The sequence below is a fragment of the Rhizobium sp. NZLR10 genome (assembly GCF_019685125.1).
In the GTDB taxonomy this organism is placed as follows: Bacteria; Pseudomonadota; Alphaproteobacteria; order Rhizobiales; family Rhizobiaceae; genus Rhizobium.
The window spans coordinates 52,503-77,305 of record NZ_JABDWE010000026.1 but is presented as its reverse complement, the minus strand read 5'-3'; the positions used below and the strand labels follow the sequence as shown (position 1 = coordinate 77,305).

General features: G+C 62.0%; 25 protein-coding genes. 16 read left to right on the top strand and 9 right to left on the bottom strand.

The features are described from left to right. Window positions 1-4: 4 nt before the first annotated feature. The 3 genes from HJB82_RS29445 to HJB82_RS29435 all read right to left on the bottom strand — a co-directional run bounded on the left by HJB82_RS29445 (window position 5) and on the right by HJB82_RS29435 (window position 3,010). Complete coding sequence (locus HJB82_RS29445; protein ID WP_221133078.1) at window positions 5-1,345, bottom strand: FAD-binding oxidoreductase; 1,341 nt, start codon at window positions 1,343-1,345, stop codon at window positions 5-7. Window positions 1,346-1,353: 8 nt separating this feature from the next. Further along, window positions 1,354-2,241, bottom strand: a complete 888-nt coding sequence (locus HJB82_RS29440; protein WP_221133063.1) for a dihydrodipicolinate synthase family protein — start codon at window positions 2,239-2,241, stop codon at window positions 1,354-1,356. 76 nt (window positions 2,242-2,317) lie between these two features. Next, a complete protein-coding gene (locus tag HJB82_RS29435) occupies window positions 2,318-3,010 on the bottom strand; it encodes a GntR family transcriptional regulator (RefSeq protein ID WP_207584538.1) in 693 nt (230 codons plus the stop codon). Window positions 3,011-3,223: 213 nt separating this feature from the next. On the opposite strand from HJB82_RS29435, the gene HJB82_RS29430 reads away from it, so the two are divergent. Continuing rightward, the gene (locus HJB82_RS29430) at window positions 3,224-3,424 is read left to right on the top strand and encodes a hypothetical protein (protein ID WP_207584539.1); all 201 of its coding nucleotides are present in this window, start codon (window positions 3,224-3,226) and stop codon (window positions 3,422-3,424) included. 34 nt (window positions 3,425-3,458) lie between these two features. Here HJB82_RS29430 and HJB82_RS29425 read toward each other — a convergent pair whose 3' ends face one another. Continuing rightward, on the bottom strand, window positions 3,459-4,766 hold the full coding sequence (locus HJB82_RS29425) for a GGDEF domain-containing protein (RefSeq protein WP_221133064.1): 1,308 nt from the start codon (window positions 4,764-4,766) through the stop codon (window positions 3,459-3,461). Between the two features lie 143 nt (window positions 4,767-4,909). Here HJB82_RS29425 and HJB82_RS29420 point away from each other — a divergent pair, with 143 nt between their 5' ends. Continuing rightward, entirely contained in the window at window positions 4,910-6,556 is a 1,647-nt protein-coding gene (locus HJB82_RS29420) for a sensor histidine kinase (protein WP_221142248.1), read from the top strand. 87 nt (window positions 6,557-6,643) lie between these two features. Here HJB82_RS29420 and HJB82_RS29415 read toward each other — a convergent pair whose 3' ends face one another. Next, window positions 6,644-7,162 carry a hypothetical protein gene (locus HJB82_RS29415; protein WP_221133065.1) on the bottom strand — a complete coding sequence of 173 codons (519 nt, stop codon included), beginning with the start codon at window positions 7,160-7,162 and terminating at the stop codon, window positions 6,644-6,646. A gap of 290 nt (window positions 7,163-7,452) precedes the next feature. Then, window positions 7,453-7,917 (bottom strand): Lrp/AsnC family transcriptional regulator, encoded by a 465-nt coding sequence (locus tag HJB82_RS29410; RefSeq protein WP_221142246.1) that lies wholly within the window; start codon window positions 7,915-7,917, stop codon window positions 7,453-7,455. Between the two features lie 130 nt (window positions 7,918-8,047). Between HJB82_RS29410 and alr the strand changes: the two genes are divergently transcribed. The 3 genes from alr (at window position 8,048) to HJB82_RS29395 (ending at window position 11,564) form a co-directional block, all read left to right on the top strand. Continuing rightward, window positions 8,048-9,181 carry an alanine racemase gene (gene alr / locus HJB82_RS29405; RefSeq protein WP_221142244.1) on the top strand — a complete coding sequence of 378 codons (1,134 nt, stop codon included), beginning with the start codon at window positions 8,048-8,050 and terminating at the stop codon, window positions 9,179-9,181. A 30-nt stretch (window positions 9,182-9,211) separates the two neighbouring features. After that, the gene (locus HJB82_RS29400; protein ID WP_207584545.1) at window positions 9,212-10,462 is read left to right on the top strand and encodes a D-amino acid dehydrogenase; all 1,251 of its coding nucleotides are present in this window, start codon (window positions 9,212-9,214) and stop codon (window positions 10,460-10,462) included. 82 nt (window positions 10,463-10,544) lie between these two features. Beyond that, window positions 10,545-11,564, top strand: a complete 1,020-nt coding sequence (locus HJB82_RS29395; protein WP_221117205.1) for an AraC family transcriptional regulator — start codon at window positions 10,545-10,547, stop codon at window positions 11,562-11,564. Between the two features lie 79 nt (window positions 11,565-11,643). Here the strand turns inward: HJB82_RS29395 and HJB82_RS29390 are convergent, their stop codons facing one another. Continuing rightward, window positions 11,644-12,978 carry an aspartate aminotransferase family protein gene (locus tag HJB82_RS29390; protein ID WP_207584547.1) on the bottom strand — a complete coding sequence of 445 codons (1,335 nt, stop codon included), beginning with the start codon at window positions 12,976-12,978 and terminating at the stop codon, window positions 11,644-11,646. 142 nt (window positions 12,979-13,120) lie between these two features. Here HJB82_RS29390 and HJB82_RS29385 point away from each other — a divergent pair, with 142 nt between their 5' ends. After that, window positions 13,121-13,669 (top strand): cupin domain-containing protein, encoded by a 549-nt coding sequence (locus tag HJB82_RS29385; RefSeq protein ID WP_207584548.1) that lies wholly within the window; start codon window positions 13,121-13,123, stop codon window positions 13,667-13,669. A 46-nt stretch (window positions 13,670-13,715) separates the two neighbouring features. On the opposite strand, the gene HJB82_RS29380 is transcribed toward HJB82_RS29385, so the two are convergent. Together HJB82_RS29380 and HJB82_RS29375 are read right to left on the bottom strand one after the other, a co-directional pair. Next, complete coding sequence (locus HJB82_RS29380) at window positions 13,716-14,498, bottom strand: pyrroline-5-carboxylate reductase (RefSeq protein ID WP_221117206.1); 783 nt, start codon at window positions 14,496-14,498, stop codon at window positions 13,716-13,718. Window positions 14,499-14,502: 4 nt separating this feature from the next. Next, entirely contained in the window at window positions 14,503-15,222 is a 720-nt protein-coding gene (locus HJB82_RS29375) for a GntR family transcriptional regulator (RefSeq protein WP_207584550.1), read from the bottom strand. Between the two features lie 200 nt (window positions 15,223-15,422). Here HJB82_RS29375 and HJB82_RS29370 point away from each other — a divergent pair, with 200 nt between their 5' ends. The 10 genes from HJB82_RS29370 (at window position 15,423) to HJB82_RS29325 (ending at window position 24,780) form a co-directional block, all read left to right on the top strand. Continuing rightward, on the top strand, window positions 15,423-16,256 hold the full coding sequence (locus HJB82_RS29370) for an ABC transporter substrate-binding protein (protein ID WP_207584551.1): 834 nt from the start codon (window positions 15,423-15,425) through the stop codon (window positions 16,254-16,256). A gap of 62 nt (window positions 16,257-16,318) precedes the next feature. Then, complete coding sequence (locus tag HJB82_RS29365) at window positions 16,319-17,101, top strand: amino acid ABC transporter ATP-binding protein (protein ID WP_207584552.1); 783 nt, start codon at window positions 16,319-16,321, stop codon at window positions 17,099-17,101. 42 nt (window positions 17,102-17,143) lie between these two features. Beyond that, on the top strand, window positions 17,144-17,806 hold the full coding sequence (locus tag HJB82_RS29360; protein WP_207584553.1) for an amino acid ABC transporter permease: 663 nt from the start codon (window positions 17,144-17,146) through the stop codon (window positions 17,804-17,806). A 9-nt stretch (window positions 17,807-17,815) separates the two neighbouring features. Next, window positions 17,816-18,481 (top strand): amino acid ABC transporter permease, encoded by a 666-nt coding sequence (locus HJB82_RS29355; protein WP_207584554.1) that lies wholly within the window; start codon window positions 17,816-17,818, stop codon window positions 18,479-18,481. A gap of 28 nt (window positions 18,482-18,509) precedes the next feature. Continuing rightward, on the top strand, window positions 18,510-19,388 hold the full coding sequence (locus HJB82_RS29350; protein ID WP_221142242.1) for a dihydrodipicolinate synthase family protein: 879 nt from the start codon (window positions 18,510-18,512) through the stop codon (window positions 19,386-19,388). Between the two features lie 59 nt (window positions 19,389-19,447). Beyond that, window positions 19,448-20,686: an FAD-binding oxidoreductase gene (locus HJB82_RS29345; protein WP_221117207.1), complete on the top strand. Its 1,239-nt coding sequence runs from the start codon at window positions 19,448-19,450 to the stop codon at window positions 20,684-20,686. A gap of 34 nt (window positions 20,687-20,720) precedes the next feature. Beyond that, entirely contained in the window at window positions 20,721-22,211 is a 1,491-nt protein-coding gene (locus tag HJB82_RS29340) for an aldehyde dehydrogenase family protein (protein WP_221142241.1), read from the top strand. Next, on the top strand, window positions 22,208-23,242 hold the full coding sequence (locus HJB82_RS29335; RefSeq protein WP_207584558.1) for a proline racemase family protein: 1,035 nt from the start codon (window positions 22,208-22,210) through the stop codon (window positions 23,240-23,242). Before HJB82_RS29340 ends, HJB82_RS29335 begins: the two co-directional genes overlap by 4 nt. Before the next feature lie 8 nt (window positions 23,243-23,250). Beyond that, a complete protein-coding gene (locus tag HJB82_RS29330) occupies window positions 23,251-24,015 on the top strand; it encodes an SDR family NAD(P)-dependent oxidoreductase (RefSeq protein ID WP_221142239.1) in 765 nt (254 codons plus the stop codon). Between the two features lie 9 nt (window positions 24,016-24,024). Next, entirely contained in the window at window positions 24,025-24,780 is a 756-nt protein-coding gene (locus HJB82_RS29325) for an SDR family NAD(P)-dependent oxidoreductase (RefSeq protein WP_221117210.1), read from the top strand. The last annotated feature ends 23 nt before the right edge of the window (window positions 24,781-24,803 follow it).

The window sequence follows — 24,803 nt, the reverse complement described above, 5'->3', positions numbered from 1 at the left end:
GCTGTCATTCCGCTCCCGCACGCCATTCGCGATAGGCCAGATGAACCCTGGCGCCGATCGTCGTCAGCGGCCGCGGCGGCAGCGAAACCGGTTCGGCCAGTCGGCTAAAGACGCGACCGAGTTCAGATTGATGCCCAAGCACGCGTTCGGCCGCGGCGATGCCGGCGGCGGTCGAGTTCGACGCCCCGAGGCCGTTGCAGCCGCAGGCTGCGAAAACACCCCGTTCGATTTCCCCGAAGGCCGGTACATGGTTGCGTGTCAGCGCCATCGCGCCTGCCCAGCGATACTGCATGCCGACGCCGGCAAGCGTCGGGAAACGGTGGGAGAATTTGCCGTCGTGCAGGCGGCCGGCGCTCTGGATGGCGGCATTGCTGATTTCGATGCTCGGATTGTAGCTGTAGCGCGAGCGCACCAGGATCCGGTCGCCGCCGTCGGTGTTGATGCGCCGAACGGTCGTTCCCATCGGCAGCGCCGGAGTCGCCGCCCATTTCCGGTCGCCGCCGAGCCTTGCCGGATCGAATTCCTCCGTCAGAGATGCGTAGGTGAAGACATGGAGCAGGCGCCCGCGGAAGAAGCCGAAGCTCTCCGCATGGCCATTATTGGCCAGGATGATCTTCCCCGCCTGCACGCTTCCCTTTGGTGTCTTCACCAGCCAGCCGTCGCCGGAGCGCTCGAAGGAGAGAGCCGGCGTCTGCTCGAAAAGCTTCACCGGCTCCTTCAGACAATCGGCCACCGCTCCGATATAGGCGGCCGGCTGGATGATGATCGTGCCCGGCGAGAATAGACCTGATGTGAAGGCCTTCGAACCCGTCACTGCTTCGATTTCCGCTGCCTTCAGCAGGCGATGCGCTTCGCCCATCCTGGAAAGCTGCATCGAATAGGTCTCGAGATGCTTATCGCCTTCCGTGCTCATCGCGACGCTGTAGCGGCCGCACGGATCGAACAGCGCCTTTCCCCAGCCGTTCTCAGCGGCCAGCTCAGTCGCCAAAGCGATCGCCGAACGCTGCAAGAGCACGGAGTCGCGGAACTTGCCTTCGGACTCGCCGCTGAAATCGGCCGAGGAAACCTCGTGCGGAAGGTCGATGATGAAGCCCGAATTGGCTCCCGCCGGTCCCTCGCCGACAATGCCGGCTTCGAGAACGGCCACCCGGGCGGCCGGGTCGAGCCGCGAGATCCGGTGGGCCGCGGATAGGCCGGCAAAACCACCACCGATGATCGCGACGTCGACGCTGATCGCTTCGCCCAATGCGGGTCGAGGCGTGCGTGGCGGAAGTGTGGCCACCCAGCCAGAAACGCCGGCGCGTTTCGGAAACTTCGATGCGACGAAGATGTTCTTGGCGGCCATGGTCTCGGTCAAATCGCTTCTCGCTCCATGAGCATTTCCAGGGAGCGCCGGAGGGCTGGAAGCTTTTCCGGATCGAGCGCCCGCAGCGGCTTTCTCGGCGCGCCGGCGCCGTAGCCGATGAGCTCGGCGGCTACATAGACGGATTGCACGTAATCGCCTTCCCAGATCAGCCCCATCGACGGCTCCAGGATTTTCCAGAGCGCGCGCACCTCATCCCATTTGCACTGTGCTGCCGCCTCGACGAGGGCGACAGAAGTGCGCGGCGCAAAGTTCGCTCCGCCCCAGATCAAACCGTCGCAGCCGGCATAGAGTGCATAGGGAACGAGGGGGTCAGCGCCGTTCATGACGAAACGGCCGGTGCGGATGAGTGCCGCCTGTTTCCCTAGGTCTCCGCTGCTGTCCTTGACGGCGCAGAAGCCTGGAATTTCATTCAGCCTATTGAGGAGTTCCGGCGTGATCGCGACGCCAACCGTCTGCGGCACATTGTAACCAATGACGGGTAGGCCGGCCTTAGCAACTTCGGCGTAGAAATCGAGAATGCCCTGGTCGTCGGTCGGCCCTTCGAAGAAGGGCGGAAGCACCATGACGCCTTCGGCCCCGGCATCACGCGCCCGGGCGGTCCGCTCCACGACGTCTTCCACCAGCAGCGCCGAGGTCTGGGCAATCACCTTCGCACGGCCGTTGACGAGTTTCACGCCACGGGCGATCAGTTCCTCGGATTCTTGCTTGGAGAGATAGACGTGCATTCCGGTCCCGGAGCTGAACAGAAAGCTGCGGACCCCGGCCGCGAGATAGCGCTCGACATTGACTTCGAGCCGCCCGTAGTCGATGCGACCGGCATCGTCGAACGGGGTGGTGATTGCGAGATTGAGTCCTGGAAACGGAAAGGCTGTCATGGAGTGAAATCCCGTTGCGTTAGGCCGAAAGTTCGAGCTAGGTTGTCTTGAGCTGCGTGTATTGATCTTAGTCGGCCTAGAGGGTCGGCGCTTCCATTCCCTCAGGGGCCGCGTACATGGCCATGTTCCGCCGGGACAGTTCGAGGTGAAGCCGCGCCAATTCCCCGGAGGCTTCGGCGTCGCGCCGCTCAATGGCCTCGATCATCTCGTCGTGCTGATCCGTCGCCAGTTCGAGTTCTTCCTGCATGCGTGGCGTATTTGGATGCTTGTAGAAGATCTTTCCGATGCGAGCATGGTCGATCTGCAGGCGGCGCAGGCTTGGGACCACGTAGACATTGTGAGCCATCTCGCCGACTTGCCGGTGGAACTGGTCATTGAAGAACACCCGGCCCTCGACATCGCAGTCGTCGACCGCCTTGCGGAAGGCGCGCTGTGTGTTTTTGAGAATCTCGAGTTCTGCTTTCGTCCGGTTTTCCGCCGCAAGCTTGTTGGCGGTAATGTAGATCATCGGCGCAAGCAGGAAGAAGTCGCGCAGGGAGTGGTAGCTCATCGAGCTGACGCGCGCGGCGCGGTTCGTCTCAAGCTCGATATAACCTTCGCCAGCCATCTGCCGCATCAGCTCGCGCACCGGCGGTCGCGACAGCCCGAACTCTTCGCTCAGGGCCACTTCATCAAGCACCGCACCGGGAGGCAGTTCCATCGTCAGGATGCGTCTGCGCAAGGCGAGTTCGAGGCTGGATTTACGGTCCGGGGCGGCGATGGCATTCATAATGTTGCTCGTCTATATAATTTCTTTTGAAGACATTATGTAGACATTAGGTGGACGTCAAGTCTTCGTCGCTCAATCTCTCAAGCCTGCTGCCTAAGGGTGCTCACAACAAAGTGCGTTACCGCCGGGAAACAAAAACGGACCCCGCGTGTTACCGATCAACCCGCGCAGCAGCATTTCCCTGCCTGGCGTGTATCCGCATTGGAGCAGGACATGGATACAGCAACGCAGTGGGCGCTTCTTCTCGGTGCCCTGACATTGGCGAGCTGGATCGCAGGCGGGTTGACGGCCGTCTTCGGAAACGTGGAGCCCGGTCATCCCCGACAAAAAGCGGCGGAATATCTGATGTTCGGGCTCAACGCCGCGGGCCTCGCCTCGGCAGTCGCCATGGTTGCAATCCTGGTGATCCGATGACGTCGATCAGCCGTTGGCCACTGGGATTCCCGTTCTAGCGTCGGGCGGCGATCTGCTCGGCGGCGGATAGCGCAGCCTGTTGCGGCCGACGAAAGACGCAGACCTGGTTGCGTCCCGCCTCCTTAGCGCGATAAAGCGCCATGTCGGCCTGGTGCTGGAGGTTGGTCAGTGAAATGTCGGTATCGAGAGCCGATTTCAAGGCTACTCCGACGCTGAGCGTCACGGAAGGGCCGACACCGGAGGAGGGGTTTGGAAGGGCGGCGGCTTCCACGCTCTCGCGTATTCGCTTTGCAACCCCGACTGCCTCTTCTTCTTCGGCATCCGGAAGCACGATTAAAAATTCCTCGCCGCCATGGCGCGAGACGAGGTCGCGATCGGCTCGCACGCAGCTCTGGATGATGCCGGCAACCTTGACGAGGCAGCGGTCGCCCTCGCCATGGCCGAGCTTATCATTGAGCGCCTTGAAGTGATCAATGTCGCACATGAGCATGGCTGCGACGACGCCGGTTTCACGACCGTCGCGCCACAGACCCTCGAGCGTTTCCATCATCCAGCGGCGATTGGCAATTCCCGTCAGCGGATCGGTTCTGGCCAGCCGCTCCAACCTTGCATTTGCATCGGCAAGCTCCGCGACCCGGCGCCGATCCCTGCAATCCAGCAGAAATGTCTTTTGCGCCAGGATGTTCATCGTCCGCCGGGCAACCACGGTCGCGATAATACCGCAGGAAAAGAACAGCGTCGCGGCGACGACGCTGCCCGCTTCCAAGATCGGGTTATGCCATTGAAGGATAAAATAAAGGCAGACGGCATAACAGGCGATCGCGATTGTCCACGCCAGCGGCACGCTGAAGATGGTGATTGCACTCGTTGCGACGAACAGCATGATGTTCAAATGCCGTTCGTAAAACTCCCCTCCGGCAAAAACGCCGACGAGTGCCACCGAGAGAAGAATGAGAGACATTCCCGCAAGCAGCGACGCTCGCTGAACCGTTGCGGCGCGCGGCTTGCTCCAAACGATCGCCGTAAATACTGCCGCCGGCGGCAAAAGGCAGGCGGGAGCGACCATCGACAGGACGACTGGGTGAGGAAGCAGAATAGCGTTCAGCGCCAGCGTCAGAACATCGACGAATGCCACCCAGATCATCCAGGAACGGATGACCTTCGCCGTCTGCCGCCATGACTTTTCGTCGAATCGGCGGCGCAGATCTCCTGACAGCCTGATATCACGGGTTCGGCCGGACAAAAGACGTTCGACCTCATCCGCCATCGCGCCAGTCAGCGGCCGCGACGAGCAAGACCCGGCTGCAGAACCTTCGGAAGGCATGCTTTTGGCATCAATCATCCTTGGATTATCTAGCCGCGATCGAAAGGTCGGCAAGGCTTGCGCGCCGACGGCCGGATTCGTGCGTTGATATTTTGTAAACAAGTTAGCCCGCGTGATCTGGGCCAGATCGTGCTACGAACCCTTGTCCGAGAGGGAACAGGATGAGACTCAAGCTGGTTGCAGTTGCGGTCGCGGCGCTCGCGCCGGTGGTTGCGATGCTCGCCTACAACGAAGTCGCGCTTCGCAATCAGCGCAACGAAGAGATGCGCGCATCCGCGGCGGAGGCGGCCAGACAAGCATCCTCGGAAGTAGAACGGATCGTGGAGGGGCTGCACGCCCTTCTGGTGTCCGTGTCCGCCATGCCTTCGGTCCGCCACCTCGATGTCCAGGCTTGCAACGAGGCGCTCAAGTCGGTCGCCGAAAGCATTCCGAACATTCGCACCATCTTCGTCGTCGGCCTTGATGGACGGCCCGTCTGCGGCAGCATGGCCTTTCCGGACGGCGTGGTATTCTCCGATCGCGATTACTTCCAGCAGACGCTGGAAACCAAAGACTTTTCCGTCGGGACCTACACGCAGAGCCGCCTAACCGACCGCCCCGTCCTGCCGCTTGCGATGCCTTTGATGGAAGGCGAGACCGTCAAGGCCGTCATCGTCAGCGGGATCCGGGTGGACTGGCTGCAGAACCGCATCACCGAGCGTGGCGTCGCGCCCGGTAACGAGGTGACCATAGCCGACGGCAAGGGAACCGTTGTCGCGCACGTTCCCCTTCCGGAGCAGTTCGTCGGCACTGTCATATCCGAGGAATACCAGCGCCTGGTCCATGCCGAGCAGCCCGACGTGGTCGAGATTACAGGCAAGGATGGAACAACGAGCGTTCTCGGCTATCGCCCGATAGCCCTGCCTGCCAGTCCCCTCTATGTCAGTGCCGGCTTCTCGAAACCGGAGGCTTTTGCGCCGATCAACCGGGCGACGCTGATGAATACGCTCGCCATCATCGGCGGCGCGCTTTTCGCCTTCCTCGCCGCGATCTTCATCGGCAACCGCTTCATCCTCCTGCCGATCTCCAGGATAGCAGAGGTGATGGAGAAGTGGCGCAGCGGCCAGACGACGGCGCGCACCGGCATGACGGGGCCGGACGAGCTGGAAGTCGTCGGCGCTACCTTCGATCGGCTGCTCGACGAACTCGACGAGCGCAGACGCCAGAACGAGCAGGCCGAGGAGGAGCGAACTCTGCTCGTCCGCGAAATGGCGCACCGGGTCAAGAATGGCTTCACCCTCGTTCAGGCGATCGCCCGGCAGACCTTCTCGCGCGCCAATCCGGAAAGCTACAACGCCTTTGCCGAAAGGCTGGCGGCGCTTGCCGGCACATATGATCTGATCCTGTCGCGGGAGGGATCGGCCGCGCCCATCCGGGAGATCATCTCCGCCGCCTTGCGGGCGCACGTTGCCTCGGAGGAACGCATTCGTCTGGCTGGCCCCGACGTGGTTCTTCCCGCCGACATCGCCCTGCCGCTTTCACTCGTGCTCCACGAGTTGGCGACCAATGCGACGAAGTACGGGAGCCTCGGAGGCGAGCAGGGAACCGTGGCCATCGAGTGGAGGCACGATGATGGGCGCGTCCTTCTCGTCTGGACGGAAACCGGCGGCCCGGCGGTGTCGATGCCGACGAAAAGAGGCTTCGGCTCCGTCCTTATAGAGCGGGCCTTTTCCTCCAAGGCGCGGGCGCAATCCAGGTCGGACTACAGGCCCGAAGGGCTCGTCTTCGAAGTTGTCTTCTCAACCGGGGGACCTGGAGGCGGAAGGTAAAGTCCAGACAGGGATATCAGTCGAGCAGATATGCCGGGAAGCATGAGCGGGTTGAAGCTGACCACGCCAATACTCCCGACTGCCTCCCTATCTTCCCGCTGAAGTAGGACGTTGCAGATCGATGCGGCTCGTTACTACGGATTGGCCTGACGCCGGGTCTCGATCGACCGTCTGCAGTCGGAGCCTATCCTGTCCGATTTTTTCGATCATCAATATTGCGTTCCGGTCGCCATTGACCACGCGAGCCCAGGTCACGCGAAGATTGAGCGCGTCGCCCTGCCTGCTGCCCACCAGTTTGGATGGCTGTCCCGATGGTCCGATGTAGCTGCCGGTGTAACGCTGTCCCAATACCTTTACATTGGCCGAGAAAGCTCTTGTGAAAACCGCAAGGCCGCGACATTTCCCGTTCATCGACACAGCGGATTCACTGGCGTCGGATCGGAGCGAACAGGAGACATTGAGGTTTGTGCCGCCGATCTTGGTGAGCACCATCCCGGTCCCGTGCCAATCGCCTGCCAAGGATCGCAAAAACCCTGTCTCCGACGCCTTTGCGGTGTCAGGCAGGCACGACAGCGAGAATATGGCAGCAATCAGAGCCGCACGCATGAAAGCCTCCCCGGTTAAGCGCTCTCCCGAACCGATGATGCGGCCGATTGTTCCGACAAGGCTCATGCCTTTGAATGGGCGCGCCACGTTTGCGGTGAAGGTCGGTGCCCTTGCCGAATTGCGGCGTCAATCGGGTCGACTTCTATGGGATACGATAAATTGGGTCATGCCGGCTGTCGAGAACACGCATACCGGGAAAGGCACGGTGGCCGCTATTCCTCTTCCGCCTGAAACCGTTGAGTAATAAGGAGAGGGAGGTGCGTTGTGCATTTCGACCAGCGCGGTGTGATTCACCGCCTGCCCCTCGTGCGCGTCGCCAGAACATTGCGGATCGAGAAACTGGAATGAATTCTGAGAACGCCCGGCAGGGTCGATAGTATTTCCTTGTGGATCCGCTCGAATTCGCCCGGACTGGCGACCTCCACGCGCAGGAGATAGTCGGAACCGCCCGTCATCAGAAAGCATTCGCGGATCTCAGGATGCCGGCGGACCGCCGCCTCGAAGCGGTCGAGATGGTCCTCCGTCTGCCGTTCGAGGGTGATGTTGATGATCACGGCGATCATCTCATCCGCATTGCCGGTGTCCACCAGCGCCGTATAGCCGCGGATCACGGCTGATTTTTCCATGATCTTGATGCGCCGGAGGCAGGCCGATGGAGAAAGGCCGATCTCTGCTGCGAGCCTGGCATTGCTCATGCGGGCATCGAGGCGCAGCAGTCTCAGAATATTGCGATCGGTAGCGTCGAGGGCGGACATGATTGTTCATTCCAATTTTTCGCTGATTATGCGGATAATAGATAAATTGTGCAAGATCATGCGACGAAATGATGAGCAATTTCGCTCATTATTTCATAGACTCCGGGTGGCAAATGGATAAGGGGTCGATATGGATAGCGACATTTTGGTTTCCCGCACCCGCACCGTCCCGGCCATGCAGGGTGCGACGGGCTATCTGACAATCGATCTGGCAGCGCTCGGCCGTAACTACCGTAAGCTCGTATCGGTGCTGGCGCCGGTTCGCTCGGGGGCCGTTGTCAAGGCCGACGCCTACGGCCTCGGCGCCGAACGGGTCGCCCAAACACTCTATGATCACGGCTGCAGGCATTTCTTCGTCGCCCAGTTCGTCGAGGCCGTCAGGTTGCGGCCGGCCCTTGCGCGCGACGCTCAGATTTTCGTGCTGAACGGCTTGCAGCCGGGCAACGAGATCGCCTGCGCCGAGATGGGCATCGTCCCGGTTCTCAACTCGCTGGCCCAGTGGCGGCAATGGGCGACGGCAGCGCGCATGCTGAAGCGCTGCCTGCCTGCCGTGCTGCAATTCGACACCGGCATGTCGCGGCTCGGTTTTCCCGAGGAGGAGCGAACCGAGTTGGCGGTGGCCCTTGGCGAAGCCAGCAACGTCGAAATCCTGTTCATCATGAGCCATCTGGCTTCAGCCGACGACGTGGGGAGCGAGCAGAACGGCGAGCAATTTGCCGAAATGTCGCGCATTGCCGACGAATTTCCCGGCTACGATATCTCCTTCGCCAATTCCGGCGGCGTGTTCCTGGGCCGGGCCTGTCACGACGTGCTCGCTCGCCCCGGCATCGCCCTTTATGGCGGCGCTCCGAACTCCAGCGTCGAGAACCCGATGGAACCGGTCGTCAACCTTGATGTCGCCGTCGTGCAGACGCGCACTGTACCATCCGGCGCGAAAGTCGGTTACGGAGGCGCGCATGTCACGCGAGGGGAAATGCGTCTCGCCACCATTGCCGCGGGCTACGCCGACGGCCTGCCGCGCAGCCTCAGCGATCGCGGCGCCGTCTATTTCAACGGTATCCGCCTGCCAATCGTCGGCCGCGTGTCGATGGACAGTACGACCGTCGACATATCGGCATTGCCGGAAGGCGCGCTGAGCCTCGGCAGCCTTGTCGAAGTGCTCGGCCCCAGCCAGACGCTCGAGGACATCGCCGGCGACGCCGGCACTGTATCTTACGAAATCCTAACCGGTCTGGGCGATCGTTATCACAGGCAATATCGCTGAGAGCCCGCCGGCTGCATCATTGGGAAGATCATGAAAGTCATCGTTCTGGGGGCCGGCATTGTCGGCATCACATCCGCTTATCAGTTGGCTAAATCAGGCCATGAGGTCACGGTCGTCGACCGGCAGAAAGGTCCGGCGCTGGAGACGAGCTTTGCCAATGCCGGCGAAGTCTCTTTCGGCTATTGCTCGCCATGGGCAGCGCCCGGCATTCCTGCCAAAGCCATCAAGTGGCTGTTCATGAAACATGCGCCGCTCGTCCTGCGCCCGAAACTCGACATGGCCATGCTCTCCTGGATGGCAAGGATGTTGTCGAACTGCACCTCCGAGCGCTATGCAATCAACAAGAGCCGCATGCTGCGCCTTGCAGATTACAGCCGCATCGCGCTGGCCGAGCTTCGCGCAGAAACCGGCATCGCCTATGACGAACGCATGCAGGGAACCCTGCAACTGTTCCGCACGCAGCAGCAGCTTGATGCCTCGGCAAAGGATGTCAAGGCGCTGGCCGCCGACGGCATTCCCTATGAAGTGCTGGACCGGGACGGCTGCATCCGCTTCGAACCGGCATTGAAGCACGTGCGCGACAAGATCGTCGGCGGCCTGCTGACGCCGAAGGACGAGACCGGTGACTGCTTCAAATTCACCAATGCGCTGGCCGCGAAGGCCGAAGCGCTTGGTGTCCGATTCGTTTACGGGACGACGATCAAAGCACTGGATGTCGAGGCCGGCCGCGTGCGCGGCGTTATCACCGATCGTGAACGGATGAGTGCGGATGCGGTGGTGGTTGCGCTCGGCAGCTATTCGCCGCTGCTGCTCAAGCCCTTCGGCATCAGCCTGCCGGTCTATCCCGTCAAGGGTTACTCGCTCACTATCCCGATCACTGACGCGTCGCGCGCACCGGAATCGACCGTCATGGACGAGACTTACAAGATTGCGATCACCCGGCTCGGCGACCGGATCCGGGTCGGCGGCATGGCTGAAATCTCAGGCTATACCAACGATCTCGGCCTGGCCCGCCGCAGCACGCTGGAGCATTCCGTGACCGACCTTTTCCCCGGCGGCGATGTTTCCAAAGCGTCCTTCTGGTCCGGCCTGCGCCCGATGACGCCGGATGGCACGCCGGTCATCGGTCCGACAAAGATCATCGGCCTCTTCCTCAATACCGGCCACGGTACGCTCGGCTGGACGATGAGCACCGGTTCGGCGCGGTTGATCAGCGATCTGGTCGGCGGCCGCACGCCTGAGATCGACGCTCGGGATCTCGCAATCAATCGCTACGGCTGAAACCTCATCCGACGGCGCTAAATGAAGAGAATTGATTGCGCAAATCGCTTATCACCGATGGGCATTGTCTTCGAGGTCATGAATGTCCGGTCGTTCCCATAACCCCGTCAATGGCAGCTTCCTCCACGATCCGGCGAGGCAGAGTCCGTCGTTTTGGGAGACGGCCTTCAGCGGGACGGACCCGGACGCACTCTCGGAAATATTGTCGACGCCGAACTCCCCGATCAAGGCTGCGGCTCAGGCTGACGCGCCCATCGCCTACCGCTGCAATTTCGTCTCGACGGAAGATCTGGCCATAGCCGAATGCGCCTACGAAGGCACGATCTCGATCAGGCGGGAGGCACCCAGCGGCAAGGTGATCATATTCCTGCCGATGGAGGGAAACGCCGTCTTCCATGCGGGGAAGGAGCAGATCCATTCGGTTCCCGGTTGCGGTACCATTCTCGGGGCAGGCCGCGCCTCGGGTGCCCGCCTAGTCGGCCCGCGCCATCATCTCGGTCTGTTCATCGATCAAGCGAGGATCAACAGGCAGCTGACGCATATGTTTGAGCGAACGATCATCGGTGACACCGATTTTCATCCCATTATCGACCTGACGACCGGTTCGGGACTTGTGTTGCAGCAACTGGCCGTGAACCTCCATCGCGGGCTGAACCGCGACGGGCCGCTGCGACAGTCGCCGCTGGCTCTGAACGCGCTCTGCGACGCGACGATCTATCTGCTGCTGGAGACCTGTCCCCATCGCTATTCGGAGGCACTCGCGCTCCCCGCTCCGGCGCCCGCTCCACGCCATGTGAAATGGGCCATTGACTTCATGCGGGAACATATCGCCGAGCCGATTTCGCTGAGCGACATCGCGACCGCAGCCGAGGTCAGCGTTCGGACCTTGCAACAGGGTTTCCGGCAGTTCAGGGATACCACTCCGATGGCCTACCTGCATGAACTCAGGATGCTTGCCGCCCATCGCGATTTGCTCGAATCCGGCCTGAAACAGGCCGTCGCCGACATCGCGCTCAGATGGGGGTTTACCCATCTCGGGCGATTTTCAGCTGAATATAAGAAGCGTTTCGGTCAACTGCCGTCGCAGACCTTGAAGCGCTGAGTTCCACGTCGGCGGCCGGATGGTTCCGTCGGCGATGGACTAAATGTCCGATCGCTGACGGGGGACGCCGGATGCAGGTCTATGCGGCGCGCTTCAGTGCATCGCCGAGGGTCGAAACGATCGTGTCGATCTGGTTTTTCTCGATGATGAGCGGTGGCGAGAGCGCGATGATGTCGCCGGTCACGCGGATCAGCAGGCCCTTGTTGAAGCAGTCGACGAAGATGTCGTAACCGCGGGTTCCCGGTGCCCCGTCACGGGGCGCCAGTTCGACCGCGCCCACCAGACCGAGATTGCGGATATCGACGACATGAGGCTGGCCTTTCAGCGAATGGAGGCCCTCCTGCCAGTATTCGGCAAGCTCGGATGCACGGGACAATAGCCCCTCCTCCTCATAGATTTCGAGGGTCGCGAGGCCGGCTGCGCAGGCGACCGGATGGCCGGAATAGGTATAGCCATGGAAGAGCTCGATCGCATTTTCCGGGCCTACCATCAGGCCGTCATAGATCTTGCGGCTGGCAAAGACCGCGCCCATCGGGATTGCACCGTTGGTGAGGCCCTTTGCCGTGGTGACGAGATCGGGCACGACGCCGAAATAATCGACCGCGAAAGGCGTGCCGAGGCGGCCGAAGCCGGTGATGACCTCGTCGAAGATCAGCAGGATGCCGTGCTTGTCGGCGGTTGCACGCAGCTTTTCCAGATAGCCCTTCGGCGGCAGGACCACGCCCGCCGATCCCGACATCGGCTCGACGATGACGGCGGCGATGGTTTCGGCGCCGTGCAGTTGCACCAGGCGTTCCAGATCGTCGGCCAGTTCCACGCCGTGGGCAGGAAGGCCCTTCGAAAACGCATTGCGCTCGACGTCGAGCGTATGGCGCATATGGTCGGCCGGTATCTGCGGAAAGACCCGCCGGTTGTTGACGAGGCCGCCGACGGAAATGCCGCCAAAGCCGACGCCGTGATATCCCTTCTCGCGCCCGATGATCCGCGTACGCGTGCCCTGGCCGATCGCACGCTGGTAGGCGATGGCGATCTTCAGCGCCGTATCGACCGATTCCGAACCAGAGCCTGTAAAGAAGACCCTGTCGAGCTTGGCTTCCGGGCCGCCTGGCGCGTTCGCAGCCAGCTTCGCGGCGAAGTCGAAGGCGATCGGATGGCCCATCTGGAAGGTCGGGGCATAGTCGAGCGTCGCAAGCTGCCGCTCGACCGCCTGGGAGATCTTCCTGCGGCCGTGGCCGGCATTGCAGCACCAGAGCCCGGCGGTGCCGTCAAGCACCTGATTTCCATCGACATCGGTGTAATACATGCCCTCCGCGGCCGCCAGAAGGCGCGGCGTCGCCTTGAATTGCCGGTTCGCGGTGAACGGCATCCAGAAATTATCGAGTACGGGCGCGTTGGTTTTGCTGATCTGGTCCATGCTGGCCTCCTGTGATTGCCGCCGAGCATGGCAATTTCTTCTTGTCAAACAAGTCCTTTTCTCAGTCGGCACAAGTCATTGAAATTAAATAGACGAGAAGGTAGTCTTTTCGATATTCTGGACAACATAAACGGACCGCACCATGTCAGTCGATATCGGCAACCGCCTTCGCCATCTCCGTATCGCCCGCAAGCTTTCGCAGCGTGAACTTGCCAAGCGTACGGGAGTGCCGAATTCGACGATTTCGCTGATAGAATCGAACGCCTCCAACCCCTCGGTCGGGGCTTTGAAGAGAATTCTGGACGGGATCCCGATCGGTCTGGCGGAATTCTTCGCCTTTGAGCCTGAGCGTCCAAGGAAGGCCTTCTATGCGGCCGAGGAACTGGTTGAGATCGGCAAGGGCGCCATCTCCTACAGGCAGGTTGGGGAGAACTTGTTCGGGCGCAGCCTGCAAATGCTCAAGGAATGCTACCAGCCAGGCGCCGACACCGGAAAGATTCCGCTTGTCCACGAGGGAGAGGAGGGCGGGATCGTACTCTCGGGAAGGCTTGAGGTGACCGTCGACGACGAGCGGCGTATCCTCGGGCCGGGCGATGCCTATTATTTCGAGAGCCGGCGACCGCATCGGTTCCGCTGTGTCGGGCCTGTACCTTGCGACGTCATCAGCGCCTGCACGCCACCAACTTTTTAGAACAGGATGTCGTCCGAAAACCGCTTAAACCTTTCGGCATCATGCTCTAGCCTTTGCCCTCGATGCGGGCGAGCACCCCGTCGAGTGCTGCGGTAAGTGCGGCAACGCCGCCCTTCTTGTCGAAGTCGGAAAGAACCTGCTCGTTCAGTCCTCCCCTGGTGGCGAATTCGCGGCTCAGCGCACTGAACGGCTCGGCGCCGGCTCCGCTCGCCTTCTGCGCCAGGCCTGCGAAGAGCGGGGCTATGTAGGCCTGTCCCTTCGCCCTTTCGAGCCCGCTTTTTTCCAGCCAGCCGGCAACCGATTCCATGATGCCGAAGTAGGTCGACATGACGGCGCTTGCGGCTGCGAGGAGATCATATTCCTTCCTGGACTGGCATTGGACGGCCGTTCCGAGCGTGTCAAACAGCGCCGCAACCGTGGCATCCGGGGGATAGACGGCGGTCACACCTTGCCGGTGTGCGACGAAGGGCAGGGGTATCGCCTGCAGGAGGCTGACATCGGCGCCGATCCATTCGAGCAGGGCTTGGCGCTCCGTCGCCGCGACGAGGCTGACGACCATCTGGCCATTCCTGAACGAAAGTTCCCGCACGACCTCCTCGGCGATCTGCGGCCGTATCGCCAGAAACACCATGTCGCTGCGCGCGACGACATCCTGATTGTCGCGGGCGATCGTCACGGCGGCGAATTCGGCCGCCAGGCCCTCGGCGATATGGGCGCTTCGTGGCGAAACGTGAATCTCGGCGGCATAGGCCGGTTCGGCCAGTAGCCCACGAACCATCGCTTCGGTGATGGCGCCGGTGCCGACAAATCCGATTCTGTCGATCTTCATCTAATTACTCCGCAGCCCGCAACGGTCCCAGCGCGACATCCGTCGTGTAGTTCTCGCGCATGAAGTTGATGAAATTGTCCTGGAACTGGCGTGTATGGGCGTGAGCGAGCTCATCGGCGAGATCGACGTTCTTGTCCTTGATGGCATCGAGCATCAGCGAGTGCTCGTCGGTCAAGAGATAGCCCTCATGGGTCCGCTCCAGATATTCGAAATGCAGGTGGAGCATGCGCTGTCCCTGCGACAGCAGTTTCTCGTAGAACGAGGCGAGATACTGATTTTTTCCGGCATGGGCGATGGCCATGTGGAACTCCTTGTTGGCTTCCGACATGGCCAGGTGATTGCCGGTTTTGACTGCCGCCTCGAAGGTTTTCAGCCGCTTGGTGATGGTCTTCAGGTCGGTTTCCGTCCTGAGTGCGGCGGCAAGCCGCGTATTCATGCGCTGCGCGATATCGAGCGCCTCCACATATTTGGGAAAGGTCGCCACTTCGATCGGCGCAACAATCGTGCTGCGGTTGGAAAGCGTCACGACCAGTTCGTCGCCGCCGAGCCGGATCAGGGCTTCGCGCACCGGCGAGCGCGACATGTCGAAGCGTTCGGCGAGCGTCATCTCGTCGAGGAGCTGACCGGGCGGCAGAGCGAGCGACAGGATCTCGTTGCGGAGCGTCTCATAGACGCTCTTCCAGCCAGTCCCACGGATTCGTTTCACTTCCGATTCATCAGACACTCAAGTCCCTTTCTCCAAACGCACGTCCCATTGGGCCAGAAAATCAGCGTGTCGGCAATGGAATTTTTCCGCTTGACTTTGTCGACACGCTGTTGACATATTATTCACGGTCGACACGAAGCCGACAAGAAAATAAGAGAAACGGCTGCAGCCGACGAGTGGAACCGCGCGCTTCGCGCACAGCAAAAGAGGAATGCCCGATGCTTTCGAAACTGATGACGTCCGCCTTGCGGGCGCTGCCCGCGCTCGCCCTGATGGGCGGTCTTTGCGCAACCGCCGCACATGCTGAGACCGCCGAAGGATATTGGCAGGGCGTGCAGAAGGCGGGTGTGCTGCGCTGCGGCGCGGCAGTGGCGCCGCCCTATGTCATGCGCGATCCGGCAACCGGCGAATATTCCGGCTTCTTTGCCGATCTCTGCAAGGAATTTGCCGACGTCCTTAAGGTGAAGCCTGAATTCGTCGATACGACCTGGGACAACATCGTTGCCGGCCTGCAGGCGGGCAAATGGGATCTGTCACTGGCGCTCAACCGGACCTCGGCGCGTGCCATGGCTGTGCAGTTTTCGATCCCGGCGATGGAGTACCAGATCTCGCTCGCCTATAACAAAAACAATCCGAAAATTCCGGCCGGCGCCGCCTCGGTGGCCGATATCGACAAGGCGGGCGTGACGCTCGCGGTCATGTCCGGCACGGCGCAGGACAAAGCCATCTCCGCGGCGGTGAAGAATGCCACGGTCATGCGTCTTCCCGGCAACGACGAAACCCGCCTGGCAGTGAGCTCGAAGCGCGCCGATATCCTGGTCGACGCTTCCGACACCAACCAGCTCTTCACGCAATCGAACCCGGATTGGGCGCTGGCGCTCAACCCGACGCCGGCACTCGCCAAGCAGGGCGTTGCTTTCGGCCTGCCGCATCAGCTTTCGGCCGCCGACGTCGAAGTGATCAATATCTTCCTCGAAGAGAGGGTCGCCACCGGCCATGTCGATGAACTGATCCGCAAGGCGGTCGACGACGTGCTCAAGGGCGCAAAGTAACCTCGCCGGGCCGGTGCGAAGATCGCGCCGGCCCTTCCAGCTTCGATCATCGGAGATTGGCCATGACCACGTCTTTCAGCCTTCCCCTCGTGAAAATGCAGGCGCTCCACAAAAGCTATGGAAACGGAGCCATTCAGGTGCTGAAAGGCATCGACATCGAAATGAAGCCCGGCGAACGTGTCGTCGTCATCGGGCCCAGCGGCGGCGGCAAAAGCACGCTGCTGCGCGTGATGATGGGGCTGGAGCAGATCGACAGCGGGTCAGTCAGCTTCGATGGGAGTGCATATATTTCATCCGATAGCGCAGGCCGGAAGACCCAGATCGACACCGATGTCCGCCGTTCGATCGGCATGGTGTTCCAGCACTACACGCTGTTTCCGCATCTGAACGTCATTCAGAACCTGATTCTTGCTCCCTGCAAGGTGCGCGGAGAAGCCAAGGCGAAGGCCACGGCCCGCGCGCAGGCGCTGCTCGAGCGGTTCGGGCTCGCAGCCAAATCCAATGCCTATCCGGCCCAGCTTTCCGGTGGCCAGAAACAGCGCGTCGCTATTGCCCGCGCGCTCATGCTCGACCCGAAACTGATGCTTTTCGACGAAGTCACGTCGGCTCTCGACCCGGAGCTCGTCAGCGAGGTGGAGCAGGTCATCCTGCAACTCGCCGCCCAGAACATGCCGATGATGATCGTGACCCACGACATGTGGTTCGCCAAGAACATCGCCTCGCGCGTCATCTTCTGCGCCGGCGGCGTGGTCGTCGAGGACGGCCCTCCCGAGCAGGTGCTCGCCGCCCCGCGCGAGGAGCGTACGAAGGAATTCATCGACCGCGTTTTCCATATCAAGCAGTAGGCCCGTCAAGAAGTAGGCCCATCAAGAAGTAGGGAGGCACAAGTGAACTACACGTTCGACTTCAACGCAGTCTCCATCGCTCCGCTTCTGCAGGGGCTGTGGGTTTCACTGCAATTGACGGCCGCGGCAAACGTCATCGGCATCGTTCTGGGCTTCGGACTGGCCCTGCTGATCATGAGCCCGATCAAGGTCGTGCGGCTGCCGTTCATGCTTTTCGTCGAATTCTTCCGCTGCACGCCGGCCATCGTTCAGATCGTCTGGATATTCTACTGCGTACCGATGCTGTTCGACGTCTTCCTCGATCCGATGACGATGGGCATCATGGCGCTCGGTCTCAACCTGATGGCGTTCAACGCCGAGGCCTACCGGGCATCCATCCAGGCGGTTCCGCGCGAGCAGCTCGACGCCGGCATCGCGCTCGGTCTCAATCCGCTGCAACGGGTGCTTTACATCGTGTTTCCGACGGCGTTCCGCGCCTCGATCCCGGTGCTTTTGACCAACGGCATCGTCATCTTCCAGCAGAGCGCGCTGGTCGCGATCGTGGCGATCCAGGACCTGATGTACCAGGGCAAAACGCTGGCGACGGAGACTTATCGTCCGATCGAGACCTTCACCGTCGTCGCCCTCATCTATTTCACTGTCTCCTTCCCGATAACCCAGATCGTCGGCCTGCTCGAACGCCGCCGCCAGATCCTCGTCAGCTAGGAGGCCAGAATGACACTCGACTTCTCGATCCTGCTGCGCTTCGAAAACGCACTCCTGCTCGGCCTATGGATGACGATCAAGCTCACGGTCATCTGCGTCGTGCTCGGATGCTCCCTCGGCTTCCTCGTCGGCCTTGCCCGAACGTCGCGCAACCTCGTACTTCGCGCGGTCTCGAGCCTGTACGTCGAATTCTTCCGCGGCACGCCGGTCCTCATCCAGCTCTTCTGGATATTTTTCTGCCTGCCGCTCATCCTCGGCGTCGAGCTTTCGAACTTGGTATCGGGCGTCATCGCGCTCACGCTCTACATGGGAGCGATTGCCAGCGAAACCTTCCGGGCCAGCCTCAAGTCCATCGGCCGGGAACAGCTGGACGCCTGCGTCGCTCTCGGCCTGCCGCGCAGGGCCCAGGTCCTGAACGTCGTGCTACCCCAAGCGGTGCTGCGGGCAATTCCGACGCTGCTGTCGAACTGCGTCAGCCTTTTCAAGGAGAGCGCGCTCGTCTCGGCGGTGGGGATGGCCGATCTGATGTTCGTCGGCCAGAACATCTCCAACAACACCGCCCGTCCCGTCGAGGTGCTGACGATCGTCGCCCTGATCTACTTCATCATCGCCTTCCCACTCACGCGGGCCGTCTCCCTCATCGAGGGACGCATTCTCAAGAAGCTCGCAATCTAACAATGTCGTTCCCAGACAGGAGAATCCCATGAAACTTTCCGGCGTCATGCCCGCGCTCATCACTCCCTTCGACGCGTACAACAAGATCGACTTCAAGGCATTCGAAAAGCTCCTGGCACATCTGCGTGAGGCAGGCGTCACCGGTTGGGTTCCAAACGGGTCGACCGGCGAGTATTTCAGCCAATCCAAGGAAGAGCGCCGTGACGTGCTGCAGTTCGTCAAGGAATTTGCCAAACCGGGCGAAATTCTGATCGCCGGCACCAACGCGCCCGCCACCCGCGAGGTGATCGAGCAGACGGCGATGGCCAAGGATATCGGCTATGACACGGTGCTGCTGGCGCCGCCATTTTATACCCGTCCGACCCAGGCAGAGCTCATCAAGCACTACGAAGCCGTGCTCCGTGCCGTCGATGTGAGCCTCGTCCTTTATTCCTATCCGGCCAAGGATAGCTCGGACATCAGTTTCGAGCTGATGGATCATTTTGCCGATAATGCGCATGTGATCGGGATCAAGGAAAGCTCTGGGGTATTGCAGCGCGCGATCGACATCGCCAGTCGCTATGAGGGCAAGATCCAGCTCGTCAGCGGCTCCGACGATATCGCGCTCGATTTCATGTTCTGGGGCGCGGAAAGCTGGATCTGCGGTCCGTCCAACTGCATGGCCAAGGCCTGCTGCGATCTCGACCGCACGTTCAGATCCGGCGATCTGGACAAGGCGCGCCAGCAGATGAAAACGCTCTACCGGGCGATGAATATTCTCGAGAGCGGCAAGTTCGTGCAGAAGATCAAGTACGGCTGCGAGCTTCAGGGCTTGCCCGTGGGTGCGTGCCGCGCACCACTCGGAGAACTGACGGTGGAGGAAAAGGCCGAGTTCAAGGCGGCGATGCAACCGATCCTCAACTGGTAATAAGAACAGGTCGGGGTGGCCGAGCCGCCCCGAGGATCTCTGAATTTGCGAGGTTCACCGTGTCATCCATTGTGGTCGTCGGCGCCGGCATTATCGGCGCCACCATCGCCTATGAACTGCAGCGCCGGGGAAACAACGTCACCTTGCTCGACAAGGCGGCGCCGGGTCGAGGCGCCTCCTATGGCAATATGGCGAGCATCGCCGTCACCGAATTCATGCCGGCCTCGCGCCCCGGCATCTGGGCGCAGATGCCCAAATGGCTGCTCGATCCGGAAGGTCCTGTGCGCATCCGGCCCGGCTATCTGCCGAAACTGGTGCCCTGGTTCCTCATGTTCCTCGCTGCGAGCCGTCCCTCGAAGCTGAGGGAATTGGAGGCGGCCGGCGCCGTGCTCTGCCGGCGCGTCCACGAAGATCTGGACGTGTTGCTGAAGGAGACGGGCCTCACGCACATGCTGACGGCCGAGGGGTGCCTCAGCCTCTATGCCGACGAGGCCGAGTTCCAGACGGACCGGGAACATATCGATATCCTGGAGCGCTTCGGCTTCCGGCACGAAATCCTTGGCGGCAATGCCATCCGCGATCTCGAGCCGGCTTTGACGACCACGATCGGCAAGGCGGTCCTTTTTCCCGACAACCGGTCGATCACCGATCCGTACAAGCTCGTCACCGCGCTGACTGAAAAATTCCAGGCGCTCGGCGGCAGGATCGTTCAGGGTGATGTCGTCGATTTCGAGCAAAACGAGGCCGGCGTTTCCGCGGTCCGCCTGGCAGATGGGCAGATCTTTGCCGCGAACGCGGTGGTGCTTGCGGCCGGCGCCTTCACTGCCCGGCTTTCCGCGCTGCTGCGGGAACATATCCCGCTCGAAACCGAACGCGGCTATCACACGCAGATCATGGAGCCTGGTATTTCGATGCGCCATTCGATCATCTGGCCGGCGCGCGCTTTCATGGTTACGCCGACGGCAGGCGGCATCCGCGTCGGCGGTACGGTCGAAATGGCCGGCCTCGATGCTCCGCCGGATTATCGGCGTGCAAAGATCCTGGTGAAGCGAGCCCAAGAGGCGCTGCCTGAGCTGAAGGCGGTGGAGACGACGGAATGGATGGGGCATCGCCCGGCGCTGCCCGACACCGTGCCGGTCATGGGGCCGTCCGCCAAGCGCCGCAACGTCTGGTACGCCACCGGCCATGGACATCTCGGTCTCACCTATGCAGCCACGACCGGCCGCCTGATGGCCGATCTTGTTACGGGCGCGCAGCCGCCCGTGGACATGAGACCCTACCGTATCGACCGCTTCTAGGGCGGTTGACACCTACGAAAGCAAGGGAGTGAACATGCGAAGCGAACTCTATATCGACGGACAGTGGGTGAAGCCGATCAAGGGTGGTACCTGCACGGTGACCAACCCTGCAACGGAAGAGGTGATCCAGACGATCGGCGCCGCAACGGCCGAGGACGTCGATCTTGCCGTCAAGGCAGCTCGCCGAGCCTTCGACAAGGACGGCTGGCCGAAGCTGACGGGTGCCCAGCGCGCGCGGTATCTCCGCGCGATCGCCGATGGCATCCGTGCCCATCAGGCCGAGATCGCACACCTCGAAGTTCTCGATAATGGCAAGCCGTTCCCCGAGGCCGATTGGGACGTTGCCGACGCGGCGGGCTGCTTCGATTTCTATGCGGGGCTCGCCGAACAGCTCGACAACAATCCCGAGGAGGCGATCGCGCTTCCCGATCAGCGCTTTACCTCCAAGGCGGTCCGCGAGCCGCTGGGCGTCGCCGGCGCGATCATTCCCTGGAACTATCCGCTGCTGATGGCGGCGTGGAAGGTTGCGCCGGCACTGGCCGCCGGCTGCACCATGGTGCTGAAGCCTGCCGAATTGACGTCGCTGACGGCGCTCGAACTGGCGGCGGTCGCCGACGAAGCCGGGTTGCCGCCGGGCGTGCTCAACATCGTTACGGGAGCGGGGTCGGTCGCCGGACAGGCGATCATCGATCACAAGGAGGTGGACAAGCTGGCCTTTACCGGCTCCGGGCCGGTCGGCTCGAAAATCATGGCGGCAGCCGCTCGCGACATCAAGCGCGTCAGCCTCGAACTCGGCGGAAAGTCGCCCTTCGTCGTCTTCGAGGACGCCGATATCGACAAGGCCGCCGAGTGGATCATGTTCGGCATCTTCTGGAACCAGGGCCAGGTCTGCTCCGCGACGTCTAGAGTCCTGGTGCAGGACACCGTCTACGAGCGGTTGCTTGCGCGTCTCATCGAGGAAACGACCAAGATCAAGATCGGCAACGGCCTGGACGCGGGCGTTCTGCTGGGGCCGCTGGTTTCCGAGCGCCAGCACGAGCAGGTCGTTGCGGCGATCGAAGCGGCCCGGCAGGCAGGCGCGACGGTTGCCTGTGGTGGAGCCCGTCCCGAAGGGTTCGACAGGGGCTACTATCTCCAGCCGACCGTTCTGACGGACGTTCCGCTCGACAGCGCCGCCTGGGTGGAGGAAATCTTCGGGCCCGTCGTCTGCATAAGGCCGTTCAAGACCGAGGAGGAGGCGATCGAGCTCGCCAATGATTCCCGCTTCGGCCTTGCAGCCGCGGTGATGTCGAAGGACGACATTCGGGCTGAGCGCGTCGCGGCCGCCTTCCGCGCCGGCATCGTCTGGATCAACTGCTCGCAGCCGACCTTCACCGAGGCGCCCTGGGGCGGCTACAAGGAATCCGGCATCGGCCGCGAACTCGGCCGCTGGGGTCTCGACAACTATCTCGAGACCAAGCAGATCACCCGCTTCGCCAGCGAAGATCCCTGGGGCTGGTACATCAAGCCGGAGGCGGCCGAATGAACTGGGACCGCAGCCTCGACTTGCTGCAGGTCCACTGCCAGGGTGAGATCGGCAAGGTCATCGTCTCAGGCGCGCCCGAGATACCGGGTGCGACGATGCTCGATAAAATGAACCATATCAACACGGTCAACGACAGCCTGCGCCGCTTCGTCACCTTCGAGCCGCGCGCCAATGTCGCCATGTCGGTGAACCTGCTGGTCGCGCCGACGCGCGCCGATGCCGACGCCGGCTTCATCGTGCTGCAGGCCGACCGCGCTCATCCGATGTCCGGCAGCAACTGCATCTGCGTGGTCACCGCCCTTCTCGAGAGCGGGCGGCTGCCGATGTCGGAGCCGGAGACGATCGTCCGCCTCGATACGCCGGCCGGTCTCATCGTCGCGCGTGCCATCTGCCGTGACAACAGATGCCTGTCCGTCAGTCTCGACAACGTGCCCAGCTTCGCGGAAGCGCTGGACCGGGAAGTGGAGACGCCGAAATGGGGGCGCATCAAGATCGATGTCGCTTTCGGCGGCGTCTATTATGCGCTGGTCGACGTCGACCAGCTCGGCCTCGATATTGCGCCTGTCAATGCCCGACTGCTGGCGGAAGCCGGTATCGAGCTCAAGGCGCTTCTGGCTGGCCAGGTCTCGGTCGCTCATCCCGTCCTGAGCGGCGTCGACGAGATCGCTTACGTGATGTTCCGCGGCCGTGAAGCCGATGGCGCGGTGAGGACCTGCACGACGCTGCAGCCGGGCCGCGTCGACCGCTCGCCCTGTGGAACCGGCAGTTCGGCGAACCTGGCAACGCTCTATGCCCGCGGCGAGGTCTCCGTTGGAGATGCGAGGACGTCGCGGTCGATCATCGGCGGCGAGTTCCTGGCAGAGGCGATCGGCGAAACCGAGGTGGGCGGCCGCCGCGCCGTGCTGCCGAGAATAACCGGCCAAGCATATATCTATGGCCGGGAACAGCTGCGTATCTCCGACGACGATCCCTTCGCCGCAGGATTTGCCCTGTCCGACACCTGGGGCCCCCAGGTCGACCTGCTCGGTTAGGAGTCACGATGTCCCACGTTCAATCCCTGGCCGGCCAGACGGTCCTCGTCACCGGAGCATCGGGCGGGATCGGCGCCGCCATCGTCGAGCGCCTGTCTGCCGAAGGCGCGCGCCCCGTCATCCATTACGGGCGTGACAAAGAGAGGGCGCAAGCCCTGCTCCGCAAGCTCGGTGGCAACGGCCTGATCGTCCAGGCCGACCTCTCCAGCCTGGACGGCGCCTTCGCGCTATGGCGCGACGCGCTCGCGGCGGCGGGGCGCATTCATGCCGTCGTCAACAATGCCGGCATCCGCAACGAGATTTCGATCGACGCCGATCCGTCCGATTGGCGGGCCGCCTGGCAGAAAGAATTTCAGGTGAATTTCTTCGCAGCGGCGGACCTCTGCAAGGAGGCCATCATGTATTTCAAACAACAGGGCGGCGGGCGGATCGTCAATATGGCCAGCCGCGCCGGACAGCGCGGTTACGCCGCCGACGCCATGCCCTACGGCGCGACCAAGGCCGCGCTCATCAATCTCACAAAATCGATCGCGCGCAGCTTCGGGCGCGATGGGGTCGTCGCCGTCTCCATTGCGCCGGGCTGGGTGCGCACCGACATGGCCGAAGAGTTCGTGGCGAAACACGGAAAGGACGCTGTTGTCGGCGACATCCCGATCGGCGAGATGGCAGAGACAGCCGAGATCGCCGAGCTGGTGGCGTTCCTGCTCCGCCCTTCGCAGGCGTCGGTCAATGGAGCGACCTTCGATGTCAACGGCGGCAGCTATATCAGGTAGGAGAGTGACATGAAGAGATTTTCGGGCAAGGTCGCGGTCGTGACAGGCGGCGGAGGCGGCATCGGGTCGGCCATCTCAAGGAGGCTCGCCGATGAAGGCGCTCTGGTGGTGGTGACGGATGCCAACGCCCAGGCCGCAGGCGAAGTCGCCGCGCTCATCGAGGCGGCAGGCGGATCGGCGACCGCCATTGCGGCCGACATCTCCCGCAAGCCGGAATGCGTCGAGTTGGTCGAGAAAGCCTTTGCCATCAAGGGGCGGCTCGACGTGCTGGTCAACAATGCCGGTATCAACCGGCGCGGCAACTTGCTCTCTCTGTCGGATGAAGATTGGCAGACGAGTTTCGCGGTCAATCTGGATTCGATGTTCCATCTCTGCCGCGCGGCCCTGCCGCATATGATAGCGGGCGGTGGCGGTGCGATCGTCAACACGGGCTCGCAATGGGGGCTCCATCCCGCGCCGAACCACATTGCCTATAACACGACGAAGGCGGCGGTCGCCGCCTTCACCCAGAATCTCGCCAGGGACTACGCGCCCGACAAAGTGCGGGTCAATGCCGTCTGTCCTGGCGAAATCCACACGCCGATGCTGGAGGCCGGCGTCACCCGCTCGGGCCGGACGATCGCCGATCTTGACAAGCTCGTTCCCTACGGTCGCATCGGCAGGCCGGAGGAGGTCGCGGCCCTCGTCGCATTCCTCGCCTCCGACGAGGCGGCATTCATGTGCGGCTCGCTCGTGGAAATTACCGGCGCACAAGCCGTGGCGTGAAAGTGCCGATCGGCTTTGCATCC